The organism is Streptomyces sp. NPDC087300 (genome assembly GCF_044744425.1).
Taxonomy (GTDB): Bacteria; Actinomycetota; Actinomycetes; order Streptomycetales; family Streptomycetaceae; genus Streptomyces.
Window position 1 is genome coordinate 97,644 of sequence record NZ_JBIUYI010000006.1, and the last position, 13,887, is coordinate 111,530.

At 70.6% G+C, this 13,887-nt stretch carries 13 protein-coding genes and 1 pseudogene; 2 read left to right on the top strand and 12 right to left on the bottom strand.

Annotation, left to right across the window (positions count from 1 at the left end):
• Window positions 1–83 precede the first annotated feature (83 nt).
• The 4 genes from ACIO9J_RS25365 to bldG form a co-directional block, all read right to left on the bottom strand.
• A complete protein-coding gene (locus ACIO9J_RS25365; RefSeq protein WP_402003890.1) occupies window positions 84–668 on the bottom strand; it encodes a small secreted protein in 585 nt (194 codons plus the stop codon).
• Window positions 669–912: 244 nt separating this feature from the next.
• Window positions 913–3,315, bottom strand: a complete 2,403-nt coding sequence (locus ACIO9J_RS25370; protein WP_402003893.1) for a sodium-translocating pyrophosphatase — start codon at window positions 3,313–3,315, stop codon at window positions 913–915.
• 335 nt (window positions 3,316–3,650) lie between these two features.
• Window positions 3,651–4,091, bottom strand: a complete 441-nt coding sequence (locus ACIO9J_RS25375) for an ATP-binding protein (RefSeq protein WP_402003896.1) — start codon at window positions 4,089–4,091, stop codon at window positions 3,651–3,653.
• A 131-nt stretch (window positions 4,092–4,222) separates the two neighbouring features.
• On the bottom strand, window positions 4,223–4,564 hold the full coding sequence (bldG, locus tag ACIO9J_RS25380) for an anti-sigma factor antagonist BldG (protein WP_003975386.1): 342 nt from the start codon (window positions 4,562–4,564) through the stop codon (window positions 4,223–4,225).
• 80 nt (window positions 4,565–4,644) lie between these two features.
• Here bldG and ACIO9J_RS25385 point away from each other — a divergent pair, with 80 nt between their 5' ends.
• On the top strand, window positions 4,645–7,191 hold the full coding sequence (locus ACIO9J_RS25385; protein WP_402003899.1) for a DEAD/DEAH box helicase: 2,547 nt from the start codon (window positions 4,645–4,647) through the stop codon (window positions 7,189–7,191).
• Between the two features lie 28 nt (window positions 7,192–7,219).
• Here ACIO9J_RS25385 and ACIO9J_RS25390 read toward each other — a convergent pair whose 3' ends face one another.
• From ACIO9J_RS25390 to ACIO9J_RS25425, 8 genes and pseudogenes are all read right to left on the bottom strand, one after another.
• Window positions 7,220–7,711 carry an Rv3654c family TadE-like protein gene (locus tag ACIO9J_RS25390; RefSeq protein ID WP_402003902.1) on the bottom strand — a complete coding sequence of 164 codons (492 nt, stop codon included), beginning with the start codon at window positions 7,709–7,711 and terminating at the stop codon, window positions 7,220–7,222.
• Window positions 7,708–8,124, bottom strand: a complete 417-nt coding sequence (locus ACIO9J_RS25395; RefSeq protein ID WP_402003905.1) for a TadE family type IV pilus minor pilin — start codon at window positions 8,122–8,124, stop codon at window positions 7,708–7,710. The genes ACIO9J_RS25390 and ACIO9J_RS25395 overlap by 4 nt, the downstream gene beginning before the upstream one ends.
• Window positions 8,111–8,248 carry a DUF4244 domain-containing protein gene (locus ACIO9J_RS25400; RefSeq protein WP_234362807.1) on the bottom strand — a complete coding sequence of 46 codons (138 nt, stop codon included), beginning with the start codon at window positions 8,246–8,248 and terminating at the stop codon, window positions 8,111–8,113. Before ACIO9J_RS25400 ends, ACIO9J_RS25395 begins: the two co-directional genes overlap by 14 nt.
• Before the next feature lie 190 nt (window positions 8,249–8,438).
• Window positions 8,439–9,239 carry a type II secretion system F family protein gene (locus ACIO9J_RS25405; protein ID WP_402003908.1) on the bottom strand — a complete coding sequence of 267 codons (801 nt, stop codon included), beginning with the start codon at window positions 9,237–9,239 and terminating at the stop codon, window positions 8,439–8,441.
• On the bottom strand, window positions 9,236–10,105 hold the full coding sequence (locus ACIO9J_RS25410) for a type II secretion system F family protein (protein ID WP_402003911.1): 870 nt from the start codon (window positions 10,103–10,105) through the stop codon (window positions 9,236–9,238). The genes ACIO9J_RS25405 and ACIO9J_RS25410 overlap by 4 nt, the downstream gene beginning before the upstream one ends.
• The gene (locus ACIO9J_RS25415; RefSeq protein ID WP_402003914.1) at window positions 10,102–11,277 is read right to left on the bottom strand and encodes a TadA family conjugal transfer-associated ATPase; all 1,176 of its coding nucleotides are present in this window, start codon (window positions 11,275–11,277) and stop codon (window positions 10,102–10,104) included. Before ACIO9J_RS25415 ends, ACIO9J_RS25410 begins: the two co-directional genes overlap by 4 nt.
• Window positions 11,274–11,765: pseudogene (locus tag ACIO9J_RS25420) on the bottom strand (septum formation initiator); the annotation flags it as partial. The gene ACIO9J_RS25415 and the pseudogene ACIO9J_RS25420, both read right to left, overlap by 4 nt.
• A 227-nt stretch (window positions 11,766–11,992) precedes the next feature.
• Complete coding sequence (locus ACIO9J_RS25425; RefSeq protein WP_402003917.1) at window positions 11,993–12,769, bottom strand: hypothetical protein; 777 nt, start codon at window positions 12,767–12,769, stop codon at window positions 11,993–11,995.
• 191 nt (window positions 12,770–12,960) lie between these two features.
• Between ACIO9J_RS25425 and ACIO9J_RS25430 the strand changes: the two genes are divergently transcribed.
• Window positions 12,961–13,875: a hypothetical protein gene (locus tag ACIO9J_RS25430; protein ID WP_359655623.1), complete on the top strand. Its 915-nt coding sequence runs from the start codon at window positions 12,961–12,963 to the stop codon at window positions 13,873–13,875.
• Window positions 13,876–13,887: the final 12 nt, after the last annotated feature.

Sequence of the window (13,887 nt, forward strand, 5' to 3'; positions counted from 1 at the left end):
GTGCGGGCCGACGGCAAAAGACGACACAGCCCCGACGCGGAGGGTCAGTACCCCCCGGCGCCGAGGCAACGTCAATAAGGGGATCAGCTCTTGGCCGACGGCGCGGCGGACGCGCTCTTGCAGCTGTCCTGGTCGCCCATCGCCTTGCCGACCTCCCCTTCCTGAAGCTTCTCCAGCGCCTCGTTCCCGCTCTTGCTCAGCTTGTCGAGGTCGCCCGCGATGTTCTTGAGGCCGTCCGCGAAGTCCGCCTGGTCCTTGGTGTCGAGATCGTCGACCTGCTTCTTGAGGCCTTCGTACGACTTGGAGATGGCGTTGAGTTCCTTGACGGCGTCGTCCGTCTTCTTCTGGCCCCCGTCGACCGGCGGCGCACCCGCGCCCTTCACGGCGGCACCCATCGCCTTGTAGGCGTCGGACATGTCCTGGAACGCCTTGGAGTCCGTCTTCTGGACGTCGGCGGGCGCGCTGTTGTCCGAGGTCTCCTTCTGGATCGCGGCGTTGGCGTCCGCGATCTTCTTCGACTGCGGCTGGACGGAGTCACAGACCTTCTTGGCCCAGTCGTCCAACTTCTTGTCGCCGTCGTCGCTGCACCCGGACAACGCGAGTACCAGTACCGCACCGCCGGACAGTGCGGCTGCAAGCTTCTTGTTCACCGGATTGGTCCCTTCCATGGCTCTCGGCCCCGGAACTTACACGCCAACTGGGCGACAACCGCATGTCGGGGGTCCCATACAACCGCTATTGCAGCCATTTGCACCAAGGGACAGAAGGGTGCGGAGCGCGAGAGAAGGCTCACGGCGCACCCCGGGCACGCCAACGGGCGGACGGCGCGTCAAAAAGCGCCGTCCGCCCGCACGTTGGCCCGCGTGTCGATGCACGCTCCGGGCCGTGTGTTGGGCAGAGCCCGACCCGGAGTTACGACACGACGGCCGGGTCGGCCGGTTTGGCCACCCGCTCGTTGTTGCCCTCGTCCCCGACGGCGATGCCCCGCCTCTTGGAGATGTAGACCGCGCCGACGATGACCGCGATGGAGAGCACCGCGATCAGCACCCGCATCCCGACACTGGCGTCGTCCCCGTAGCTGAACTTGACGACCGCGGGCGCGATGAGCAGCGCCACGAGGTTCATCACCTTCAGCAGGGGGTTGATCGCCGGGCCCGCGGTGTCCTTGAACGGGTCGCCCACGGTGTCGCCGATGACGACCGCGGCATGGGCCTCGCTGCCCTTGCCGCCGTGGTGCCCGTCCTCCACGAGCTTCTTCGCGTTGTCCCAGGCGCCACCGGAGTTGGCGAGGAAGACCGCCATCAGGGTGCCGGTGCCGATCGCGCCCGCGAGGAACGAGCCGAGCGCGCCGACGCCCAGCGAGAAGCCGACCGCGATCGGCGTGAGCACGGCGAGCAGACCCGGCGTGGCCAGCTCGCGCAGCGCGTCCTTGGTGCAGATGTCGACGACGCGCCCGTACTCCGGTTCCTCGGAGTAGTCCATGATCCCGGGGTGCTCGCGGAACTGCCGCCGCACCTCATAGACCACGGCACCGGCCGACCGCGACACCGCGTTGATCGCGAGCCCCGAGAAGAGGAAGACGACCGCGGCGCCGAGGATCAGGCCCACCAGGTTGTTGGGCTGTGAGATGTCCATCACCAGGTTCATCGGAGCGCCGTCGCCCAGTTTCTCGCCGACGTCCTTGGCCGCGGTCGCGATGGCATCGCGGTACGACCCGAACAGCGCCGACGCCGCGAGGACCGCGGTCGCGATGGCGATGCCCTTGGTGATGGCCTTGGTGGTGTTGCCGACGGCGTCCAGGTCGGTGAGCACCTGCGCGCCCGAACCCTCGACGTCGCCGGACATCTCGGCGATGCCCTGAGCGTTGTCGGAAACGGGGCCGAAAGTGTCCATCGCCACGATGACACCGACGGTCGTGAGCAGGCCGGTCCCGGCGAGCGCCACCGCGAACAGGGCGAGCATGATCGACGTACCGCCGAGCAGGAACGCCCCGTACACGCCGAGCCCGATCAACAGCGCGGTGTAGACGGCCGATTCGAGACCCACCGAGATACCGGCGAGCACGACGGTGGCAGGACCGGTGAGCGAGGTCTTGCCGATGTCCTTCACGGGACGCCGGCTGGTCTCGGTGAAGTAGCCGGTGAGCTGCTGGATCAGCGCCGCCATCACGATGCCGATGGCGACGGCGACGAGCGCGAGGATCCGCGGATCGCCGTCGTGGCCCTTGATCGCCGCGTCCGTGACGCCGTCCAGATCCGCGTACGAGGACGGGAGGTAGACGAAGACGGCCACGGCCACGAGCGCCAGCGAGATGACCGCGGAGATGAAGAAGCCGCGGTTGATGGCGCTCATGCCGCTGCGGTCGGAGCGCCGGGGCGCCACCGCGAAGATGCCGATCATCGCCGTGACGACGCCGATGGCCGGGACGAGCAGCGGGAACGCGAGCCCGGAGTCGCCGAAGGCCACCTTGCCGAGGATCAGCGCGGCGACCAGCGTGACGGCGTACGACTCGAAGAGGTCGGCGGCCATACCTGCACAGTCGCCGACGTTGTCGCCCACGTTGTCGGCGATGGTCGCGGCATTGCGCGGATCGTCCTCCGGAATGCCCTGCTCGACCTTGCCGACCAGGTCGGCGCCGACGTCGGCGGCCTTGGTGAAGATGCCGCCGCCCACACGCATGAACATCGCGATCAGCGCGGCACCCAGGCCGAAACCTTCCAGCACCTTCGGTGCGTCGGCCGCGTAGACGAGCACCACACAGGAGGCGCCCAGAAGACCGAGCCCCACCGTGAACATGCCGACGACGCCGCCCGTGCGGAAAGCGATCTTCATGGCCTTGTGCGAGACGTCGGTGAGATCCTTTTCGGGCTCACCTTCCGCCGGAGTGGCCTCCCGGGCGGCGGCCGCCACGCGCACATTGCTGCGCACGGCGAGCCACATACCGATATAGCCGGTGGTCGCCGAGAACGCCGCACCGATCAAGAAGAAGATCGATCTTCCGGCGCGCTGATTCCAGTCGTCCGCGGGCAGCAGCATGAGCAGGAAGAACACCACGACGGCGAATACGCCGAGAGTGCGCAACTGCCGTCCCAGATAGGCATTGGCGCCTTCCTGGACCGCTGCCGCGATCTTCTTCATGCTGTCGGTGCCCTCGCCGGCCGCGAGCACCTGGCGCACCAGGACACCGGCGACCACGAGCGCCGCGAGCGCGACGACCGCGATGACCATCACGATGAGGCGGTTGTCGTCGGTCAGTACTGCGGCTGCGAAGGTTGAGGGGTGGTCGATCTGATGAGGGGTAGAAAGCCCCGCCATTCGTCCTCCTTGACGCTGGGGCTGAGCTCAAGATGTGGACGGATTGTAGGGAGCGGAACCTGATCAAAACAGAGCGCCACAAACGGAATTGACCGGAGATTGCTACTCAGCAAATGATCGTCGGCATGGATTGACCCCGAAAGCGGTAATGCCTCAAAAGCGTTGACGAAAGATCGTCGATCTAGGCCGCAAAATGATCAGAAAAGAAAAGGCCCTGTTCACCGTGGTGGTGACAGGGCCTCTGTCGGCCTGCGAAAGCTCCGGGAGAGCCGGACGGAAGTGTCGCGCCGCCGGGGCCGAACCGCCGGACGGATCGGCGCGGAAGTCGTCGGATGTCAGGGCAGAAGCGGTACGGGAGCGGTCGGCCAGCTCATCCGGATCAAGCCACCGGACGCGCCCGCGGTGACCTCCACGTCGTCCACGAGGCCGCTGATGACGGCGAGACCCATCTCGTCCTCGCCCTCGGCCTCCAGATCCACCCCGGCGCCCGCGGACGCACCCGGCGCCCGGTCGCCCGGAGCGGCACGTGGCGCCTCGTCGCCGACCTCGATGGAGAACTGCTTCTCGTCCTCGATCAGCGCGACCCGCACCGGCTCCGTGACACCGCTGCTCTGATGGAGTCCGACGGCACGCGTACAGGCCTCGCCGACCGCGAGCCTGACCTCGTCGAGAACGGCCTCGTCCACCCCGGCCCTGCGCGCGACCGCGGCCGCCACGAGGCGGGCGGTCCTGACGTGCTCGGGCAGCGCGCTGAAGCGGAGTTCAACGGTGGCCATGCATCCCCCTCGACATACGCGCGTGCTGTCAGGGGGCCGGGCCGCAGGCCCGGTCCCCTGCTGTACTGCCGCCCCGGGCCTGGGCCCGGGGCGTCCGGCTCTCGGTCGGCCGGCCTGACGCCGGCCGGCCCTCAGTCGGTGGCCGCCACCGCTTCCTCGACCGAGGTGTGAATGGGGAACACCTTGGTGAGGCCGGTGATACGGAAGATCTTCAGAATGCGCTCCTGGTTGCAGACCAGGCGCAGCGAGCCCTCATGGGCACGCACTCGCTTCAGGCCGCCGACCAGCACGCCGAGTCCGGTGGAGTCGAGGAAGTCCACGCCCTCCATGTCGACGACAAGATGGAAACTGCCGTCGTTCACCAGCTCGACCAGCTGCTCGCGCAGCTTGGGCGCGGTATATACGTCGATTTCGCCACCGACCTCGACGACCGTACGATCGCCGACGGTACGGGTCGACAGGGACAGGTCCACGGATCCTCCAGCACCTTGCTATCGAGCGGTCATCCCTCGGGACACCTCGGCAGAGCCCCCAGGACGGATCGCCAGCCGCGATGGCATTCAATCACTTACCGGCGGGCGAGCACGACGCCTTCGGACCATTGTCCATCCCGCCAGTGACACACTCGGTGCCGATGGCCAAAATTTCCCCTCCCGGAGGACCCTCTTCGGGCGCCCCGGCACACACGCCCCCGCGGACGGTCCTGGACCGGCTCACCGCGGGGCCGAGCCGTGCTTCGCGCGTCACTCATACGGAGCACTTGCCCCCACGTGCGGCCCGGTATGCAGTCTGGCCCGACCGCATCCGCTCCGAGGTCATTTCCGCAGTCCAGACCGCGGGCATCGAGCACCCCTGGGCCCATCAGGCACGCGCCGCCGAGCACGCCCTCGACGGGGAATCCGTGGTCGTCGCCACCGGCACCGCGTCCGGCAAGTCCCTGGCCTATCTCGCCCCCGTGCTCTCCGCCCTGCTCGACGGCTCCGAGGCCCCCAACGGACGCGGCACGACCGCCCTGTACCTGGCCCCGACCAAGGCCCTCGCCGCCGATCAGCGCCGGGCCGTCCGCGAACTCGCGGAGCCGCTCGGCAACGCGGTCAGGCCCGCCGTGTACGACGGCGACACCCCCGTCGAGGAACGCGAGTGGGTGCGCCAGTACGCCAACTACGTCCTGACCAACCCGGACATGCTGCACCGCGGGATACTTCCCTCCCACCCGCGCTGGTCCTCCTTCCTGCGCGCCCTGCGCTACGTCGTCATCGACGAGTGCCACACCTACCGCGGCGTCTTCGGCTCCCACGTCGCCCAGGTCCTGCGCCGACTGCGCCGCCTCTGCGCCCGCTACGGCTCCGAGCCCGTCTTCCTCCTCGCCTCCGCGACCTCCGCCGAGCCCGCCCTCTCGGCGCAGCGCCTCACCGGGCTTCCCGTGCACGAGGTCGCCGACGACGCCTCGCCCCGCGGCGACCTCGTCTTCGCCCTCTGGGAGCCCCCGCTCACCGAACTCCACGGCGAGAAGGGCGCCCCCGTCCGCCGCACCGCCACCGCCGAGACGGCGGACCTGCTGACCGACCTCACCGTGCAGGGCGTCCGCTCGGTCGCCTTCGTACGCTCCCGGCGCGGCGCCGAACTGATCGCGGTGATCGCCCAGGAGCGGCTCGCCGAGGTCGACCGCTCCCTGACGCACCGCGTCGCCGCCTACCGAGGCGGCTATCTGCCCGAGGAACGCCGCGCCCTCGAACGCGCCCTGCACTCCGGCGAACTCCTCGGCCTCGCCGCCACCACCGCCCTCGAACTGGGCGTCGACGTCTCGGGGTTGGACGCCGTACTCATCGCCGGCTACCCGGGCACCCGCGCCTCGCTCTGGCAGCAGGCGGGCCGGGCGGGCCGCTCCGGACAGGGCGCCCTCGCCGTACTCGTCGCCCGCGACGACCCACTGGACACCTATCTCGTCCACCACCCCGAGGCCCTGTTCGAACAGCCCGTGGAATCCACGGTCCTGGACCCCGACAACCCCTACGTCCTCGCACCCCACTTGTGCGCCGCCGCCGCGGAACTCCCGCTCACGGACGACGACTTGCTCCTCTTCGGCCCGGCGGCCGATGAACTGCTCCCGCAGTTGGAGGCCGCGAAGCTGCTGCGCCGCCGCACCAAGGCCTGGCACTGGACCCGCCGCGAGCGGGCCGCCGACCTCACCGACATCCGCGGCGAGGGCGGCAAGCCGGTCCAGATCGTCGAGGAGGGCACGGGCCGCCTGCTCGGTACGGTCGACGCTTCCGCCGCCCACACGACCGTCCACGAGGGCGCTGTCCACCTCCACCAAGGCCGCACGTATCTCGTGCGCCACCTCGACCTGGAGGACTCGGCCGCCCTGGTCGAAGAGGCCGTACCGCCGTACTCCACGACCGCGCGCGACACCACGGCGATCTCCATCCTGGAGACGGACGTCGAGGTCCCCTGGGGCGCGGGACGCCTCTGCTACGGCTCCGTCGAAGTCACCAACCAGGTCGTCTCCTTCCTCCGCAGGAAACTCATCACGGGCGAGGTGCTCGGCGAGACCAAGCTCGACCTGCCCCCTCGTACGCTGCGCACCCGCGCGGTCTGGTGGACCGTCACCGAGGACCAACTGGACGCCGCCCGCGTCAATCCCGAGATCCTCGGCGGCGCCCTGCACGCCGCCGAGCACGCGTCCATCGGCATGCTGCCGCTGTTCGCGACGTGCGACCGCTGGGACATCGGCGGCGTATCGGTCCCGCTCCACCCGGACACCCTCCTTCCCACGGTCTTCGTCTACGACGGCCATCCCGGCGGCGCGGGCTTCGCCGAACGGGCCTTCCACACGGCCCGCGCATGGCTGACCGCCACCCTCCAGGCGATCGCCTCCTGCGAATGCGAGGCGGGCTGCCCGTCCTGCATCCAGTCCCCCAAGTGCGGCAACGGCAACGACCCGCTCCACAAGCGGGGCGCCGTCCGCCTCCTCACGACGCTTCTCAAGGACGCACCGGACGCCCCGGACGCACCCGACTCGGCGGACCCGACTGACCCATCGGGCACAGCGAGCACCGAGGGCGCGTCGGCGGACCCGGTGGACCAGGCGACCGAGTAGGACGCGAGGCGCGGGCCGCCCCGGCGCGTCAGCCACCACGCGCACCCGGGCGCACCGGCTCCACGGAGCCGACCATCCCATCCGGCCCACCCGGCCCGACGGACCCCGCAGGCCCCGCAGGCCCCGCAGGCCCCGCAGGCCCCGCAGGCCCCGCCCGAGAATCCACCTTCGCGGTGAACGGCCCCGCTCGCGCCGACACCCTGACCTCGGAGACCTGTCCACGTACGACGCACCGCACCATCCGCGTCGCCTGCGCCCGCGCCACCCGCCCCGCCGCGTCACACGCCCCGTCCCGGCCCTCGCCCCAGCGGTCCGCCGCCGCGAGCGCCGCCAAGTCCGCCGCGCCACCGGCCCGGTGTCGGGCCACGATCACCTGCGACATCGCCAGCACCGCGGCGCAGACCACGCAGAGCACCGCCATCACGACGACCACCCACACGGTGGCCGCACCCCGGTCCCGACCTGCCCCACGCCCTCTCGCACCCCACAACGGCCCGCCTCTCGTACGTCCGCCCCTCACTCCCCCACCCCCACCGTCTCCTCCGCCAACGCCACCGCCTCCGACCGCAGGCGCAGCCCGATGCCGAGTGCCCCGGGGCCCGGTGAGTCCGCCGCGACCTCCACGCGCACCAGGTCGCCGTCGCGCCGGACGGACACGCTCGCCTCGCGCGGTGCCGCCTGCCGTGCCGCCGTCACCGCCGCGTCCTCGGGGTCCTGCCGGGCCACGGCTCGGGCCCCCGCCCTGGCCGCGTCGACGCACTGGATCTGCGCGGACGCGGCCAGCAACACCCAGACCAGCGCCATCGTGAACAGCACCATCGTGGGCAGCACCACGGCCGCCTCCGCCGTCACGAACCCGCCGTCCCCGAGCCGACCCCTGGCACCCGGCCGCCACCGCCGCCCAGCACCGCCGGAACGCTCAGAACTGGACATCGAGCGCCTTCTCCACCACCGCCTGCAACGCCGCCCTGACCTGCCCGCTCGTCACCACCTTGTAGAGCAGCCCGGCGAACCCCACCGCCGCGATCAGCCCCATCGCGTACTCGGAAGTGACCATCCCGGCATCCCGCCCCACCGAACGAGCCGGGCGAGCCGGATGAACCGACCGCGCCGGCCCTGCCGACCGCCCCGACCGCCCCGTACGCGTCACACGAGCCCACCGAAGCCCCGCTCGCACCCACACCTGTCCCCACATCTCAACCCCCATGAAGATCAACCCAGTTGTCTGAATGTCTCGGCGCCGACCCTCAGTCGACGCTCAGCAGTCCGTCCGCGAGACCGATCACCACCGGCAGCACCCCGACGGTCACGAACGCAGGCAAGAAACACAGGCCCACCGGGGCCGTCATCAGCACCGCCGCTCGCCGCGCCTCTGCCGTCGCCGTGCGTCCCCGCTCGGCCCGCGCGTCCGCGGCGACGCGCGCCACCGGTTCCGCGGCCGGAGCGCCGGACTCACCCATCCGCTCCAGGAGCCGCGCCAGCGCCCCGGCGCCCGGTATCGCGCCCAACTTCCGCCACGCGTCGGCTGGTTCGGCACCGAACCTCACCTCGGCCGCTCCCCGTGCCAGGCACACCCCCACCGGCCCACCGAGCGACTCCCCGACGGCTTGCGCGGCCACCACGGGGCTCGCCCCTGCGGCGACGCAGGCCGCCAACAAGTCAGCAGCGAGTGGGAGTTGTCGTGCAGCCTCGGCGCCATCGGAACGCCCATCGGCGTCAGCCCCGGCCGCACGTCCCCGCCGCCAACGCCACACCCCGTACCCGACGGCCACCCCCACCAGAACCCCCGGAACCCCGCCCACCAGCACGTATCCCGCACTCACCGCCCCGGCCACCGCAAGCCATCCGCGCGCCTCGCCCCGCCGCCTCAGCCACCGCTCCCACCCCTGCCTCCGCCGTCGCGCCGGGGACCTCATCGCCGCCCCCAACGCCTCCTCGGCCCGCCTCCGCAGCGCCCTCTCACGCCGCGCCGCGGCCACCGTCAGCACCAGCCAGACCACGGCCACCGCACTCCACACAGCCATCCCCAGCCCGTGGACATCACTCATCGCCCCTCCGCCCCTCGTACGATCCGCAGCGCCCACCACACCCCGACGCCCTCAAGCACTCCGCCCACCACCAGGCAGCCGAGGCCCGCTCCCGTATGCAGCAGCACCTTCAGCGGGTCCGCGCCGAGCGCGGTGCCCATCAGCAGTCCGAGCAGGGGCAGGCCCGCGAGCATCACGGCCGTCGACCGCGCGCCCGCCAACTGGGCCCGCAAGTCGCCCCGTTGATCACGCTCCGATCGCAGCGCCGCCTCCAGGCGCTCAAGCCCCGTCGCGAGGCCCGCACCGCGGTCCACCGCCACCCGCCAGCACGCGGCGAGCCCGAGCAGCCCCTCGGCACCGGGCGCCCTCGCCGCGTCCCGCAGCGCCCCCGGAACGTCCCCGCCGAACCGCGCCGCCGCCAACACCGCACTCCGCGCCGCACCACCCCCAGCGCCTCCGCCATCAGCCCCCTTCACCTCTCCCAGCGCCACCCGCAGCGCTTCCCCCGGCTGCCGCCCCGCCCGCACCTCACCCGCGAGCACGCCGCACAACTCGATCACCGCGTCGCCTCGGCGCTCCCGCGCCGACCGTGCTCCCGCGGCCCTTCGCGCGCGCCGCGCCAGCGGCACTCCGGCCGCCCCCAGGACCAGCGGCACCACCGAGTCACCCATCACCGAGAGAGCCAACCCGGCGGCCAGGCACCACCATTCGTGCCGCACCCGCCCCCGGCCGGCCGCGACGGCCCGCCGCCAGGACCAGTCACCGGCCCGCCCCTGTCCACCGCTCCCGAGCACCGCCCGTGCCCGCCGGGCCTCCAGGTCCCGCGCTCCCAGCAGCCAGACCGCGCTCCCCGCGCACAGGCCCGCCGCCCACGTCGGCGCACTCACGCGGCATCACCCCAAGCCCCGCCGCCGAGCAGCGAGTTCAGCCGCGACCAACCCGACTCCTTGGTGAACTCCCCCTCGCCCCACCGCAGCGCGGGCACGGTCACCACCAGGCCCGAAGCGGCCCGCTCCAGGACATGTACCTCGGCGATCCGGCGCCGGCCCGCACGGTCGCGTACGAGATGGATCACTACGGAGAGGGCCGCCGCCAACTGGCTGTGCAGCGCTGCCCGATCGAGCCCCGCGGCCGTCCCCAGGGCCTCCAGGCGGGCCGGCACATCCCCCGCCGCGTTGGCGTGCACCGTGCCGCAGCCGCCCTCGTGGCCCGTGTTCAGCGCGGCAAGGAGATGGGTCACCTCCGGGCCGCGCACCTCCCCGACCACCAATCGGTCGGGCCGCATCCGCAGCGCCTGGCGGACCAGGTCGTCCAGTCCGACGAGACCGACGCCCTCCTGATTGGCGGGCCTGGACTCGAGGCGCACCACGTGGGGGTGGTCCGGCCGCAGCTCCGCCGAGTCCTCGGCGAGCACGATCCGCTCCTTGGGTCCGACCAGGCCGAGCAGCGCGCTCAGCAGGGTCGTCTTGCCGCTGCCCGTGCCCCCGCTGATCAGGAACGACAAGCGGGCGTCCAGCAGCGCCCGCAGCACCCGGTCGCCGCCGGGCGGCACCGTGCCCGCCGCGACCAGTTCCGCGAGGGTGAAGGCGCGGGGGCGCACGACCCGCAGCGAGAGGCAGGTCGACCCCACGGCGACCGGCGGCAGGACCGCGTGCAGCCGTGTCCCGTCCGGGAGCCTGGCGTCCGCCCAGGGCCTCGCGTCGTCGAGCCTGCGCCCCGCCACGGCCGCGAGACGCTGGGCGAGCCTGCGCACCGCGGCCGCGTCCCGGAAGGTGACCTCGGTGAGCTCCAGGCCGCCGCCCCGGTCCACCCACACGCGGTCGGGCGCGGAGACCAGCACGTCGGTCACCGACTCGTCCGCGAGCAGCGGCTCAAGAGGTCCCGCGCCCACCAGCTCCGAGCGCAACCGCGCCGCCGCCCCGAGGACTTCGGCGTCACCGAGCACCTTGCCCTGTGCCCTGAGCGCCTCGGCCACCCGCGCCGGGGTGGGCTCCGCGCCGCTCTCCGCGAGCCACTGCCTGACCCCGTCCAGCATCCGGGCGCCGACCACCGTGCTCATGCGGCGCCTCCCGCCGCGCTGTCCACCGGCACCCGGTCCCAGAAGGCCGCGCAGAACCGCGCGAGCGGGCCGCGCGCGGCGCCCCCGGGCGGCATCCCGCCGCACTGTGCGCCCAACAAGTCGGGCTCCCACGGGACTTCGCCGACCAGCGGGAGGCCGAGCAGCCGCGCGACCTCCTCGGCCTCGAAGCCTCCGGAGCCGCCGTGCCCACCGAATCGACCGGATCCCGCGCCCCCGGCGACGACCACGCGCAGATCGCGCAGCACCATCCCCGCGACCGACGCCACCCGCCGGGCCCCGGCCACGGCGCGCAGTTCCCCGGGCACCACGAGAAGCCCCAGGTCCACCTGGTCGAGCGCCTCCGCGACCGCCTCGTCCACCCGGCGCGGGAGATCCACGACCACCACTCCACCGCGCCTGCGGGCGGCTGCGAGGACCGCTCGTACGGCTTCCGGGGCGACGGCCACCATGTCGCCCCTGTCCCAGCTTCTTTCCGCAAAGATCGTGTCCCTCGCAGGTCACGTCTCTTTGGGCGACGAGCGAAGCGCCAGCTCGTGTCACGCTCATTCGGTGCGTGGTGTCGCTTAGAAAGCTCGCCGGGAGCGTACCAAGTGACGAAAGTCATAGTGCATCAGGAGGACTTGCCTCTCTGAAGGCACAAGCCATATCTCACGAGAGCAGGCCTCCATCAGAAGGTGAGGCCCCTCAACTCCGATCACCGAGGCCAAAGGTGCCGTGCCAACTCTTCCTTGAGTCGGTTCATGAGCTGCTCGCCTTCCTGTAGATCCTCTACTGGTAGGCGAACAACCTGGATCCCGCAGCGCTGCCACTGAAGGTCTCGGTTTCTGTCATCGGCGTACCGGCGGCGGTCTCGGTGGTGGGGCCCGTCCACTTCAAAAACGACTGCCCGCCCGTTCCCAAGCACGATGATGTCTGGCGTCCAGGTGTGGCCAGCCTGCAGCCGCACTCCCGGGAGCGGCGCGATCGCTACAGTGCGGTCGGGTGGAGTCGTGGCCTGGATTCGCCTGAGCGCCCGGTAGACCTGCTGCTCTTGGCGGCTGCCAAGCGAGAGACCATCTTCTACGGGATGGTTGGGCGCCAGCCGCTCCCGGCGGGCCTGGTTGGTGGGCCGCTCCTGGGCTCGCTCCTTCAGGCCTTTCCGCCAGTCGCTCGGGATGGTCGGCAGGACCTGTTTGACATGCATGCGGTCGGTTGCCGTGTAGCCGTTGCGTAGGGCGACGTCGAGCAGGACAGTCGCGATGCGCCCCTGGATCTCGTCGGTGAACGCTGACATCAAGTGATCATCTACGTACAGCACGGCAGCCATGATGTAGGTCTGGATGCCACCGGAGGCCTGGTAGGAGTCACCCGTATTCTCGAAGTCGAGGTAACTGACGTCCGCGAGTAGCTGAGCGGCTTCACGGTCTCCCTTGCGATCCAGCAAGATCGCTGTCTGCCCCAGTACCAGGTTGGCTTCTTCGTCGGCATCCATGTGCATCCTCGTAGTCTGGCAGCCGGTTCTGACAGGTACAGCCGGGTTGGTCGAGCGGCTCAGGAACGTTGTTGCAAGCGGCAGTTGCCCTCTGTACCGGCACGGCAGACCAGGTCCATCATGATGTGATGTCGCCTACACCTGCGGTCACTCCGGCTGCTCTTCGTGAAGCCATAGCGGGGGCGCTTCACGTGGTGAAGTCCTACGAGCTCGCGGCTGCGTGCGAGTACCTGGGACTGGAGCCCCAGAGGGCTGGTGAGGATCCGTTCAACAGCAAGCGGGTGTATGTGCGCTCTCGGCTGCAGAGAAAGCCCTTGTCCGAGCTTGTGGACATCGCGCGGCGGGTGATCAGCGAGTATGGCGACGAGGACCTGCAGACCCTGGTCAACACGCTAGGTGCCCGCGGAGTCGACGGGGAAATGAAGAACCTCATCTTCGCCGCCGATGGCCCCAAGCCGCAGATCGTGCTGCCGGATTCAATCAGCAACACCATCCGCATCGTGAAGAACGAGAAGTACTGCCTGGTGTACGACCGACCTCTGGAAGACCGCGGTTTGAGCTGGTCTGACCTGGTGGCCTGGTGGGTTCACCAGCATCCGGAGTATGCGAACGATCCAACGCGTGCTCGTGTCTCGCTGCGGGAGCGGCTACGCCGTTCGTTGGGCGACAACGGTGCCGAGCTTCTGGTGTTCGACTCCTACACCGAGCTCGGCTTCGAACTCCCGGCACTCATCCCCCAGGTCTATCTTCACTACGACCCGTACAGCTTGGCCGAGCTGGACGGTGTTGGTCGGCTTACCCGCCAGCGGATGGACTTCCTGCTACTGATGAATCAGCGCGCTCGGGCGGTCATCGAAGTCGACGGCATCCAGCACTACGCTCGACAGGTCGATGCGATGTCGCCGCACCGGCCTGGCCCCGCCTGGGTGGCTGACCCAGCTCGCTACGCCCCGATGGTGGCGGAGGATCGCCAGCTCACACTGCAGGGTTACGAAGTCTTCCGTATTGGCGGACACGAGTTGCGCGACCACGCAGCGGGGAAGGCGATGCTCACCGACTTCTTCACGCGCCTTCTCAGTCGCCATGGCCATCTCCCGCAGCGATAGATACCGCTTCGT

Excerpts from the sequence above, each read along its gene's own strand:
- ACIO9J_RS25365 (WP_402003890.1), bottom strand. The coding sequence starts at position 668 with ATGGAAGGGACCAATCCGGTGAACAAGAAGCTTGCAGCCGCACTGTCC.
- ACIO9J_RS25375 (WP_402003896.1), bottom strand. The coding sequence starts at position 4,091 with ATGGCCACCGTTGAACTCCGCTTCAGCGCGCTGCCCGAGCACGTCAGG.
- ACIO9J_RS25400 (WP_234362807.1), bottom strand. The coding sequence starts at position 8,248 with ATGGTCACTTCCGAGTACGCGATGGGGCTGATCGCGGCGGTGGGGTTC.
- ACIO9J_RS25405 (WP_402003908.1), bottom strand. The coding sequence starts at position 9,239 with ATGAGTGATGTCCACGGGCTGGGGATGGCTGTGTGGAGTGCGGTGGCC.
- ACIO9J_RS25415 (WP_402003914.1), bottom strand. The coding sequence starts at position 11,277 with ATGAGCACGGTGGTCGGCGCCCGGATGCTGGACGGGGTCAGGCAGTGG.
- ACIO9J_RS25385 (WP_402003899.1), top strand. The coding sequence starts at position 4,645 with ATGGCATTCAATCACTTACCGGCGGGCGAGCACGACGCCTTCGGACCA.
- ACIO9J_RS25425 (WP_402003917.1), bottom strand. The coding sequence starts at position 12,769 with ATGGATGCCGACGAAGAAGCCAACCTGGTACTGGGGCAGACAGCGATC.
- ACIO9J_RS25370 (WP_402003893.1), bottom strand. The coding sequence starts at position 3,315 with ATGGCGGGGCTTTCTACCCCTCATCAGATCGACCACCCCTCAACCTTC.
- ACIO9J_RS25395 (WP_402003905.1), bottom strand. The coding sequence starts at position 8,124 with ATGTCCAGTTCTGAGCGTTCCGGCGGTGCTGGGCGGCGGTGGCGGCCG.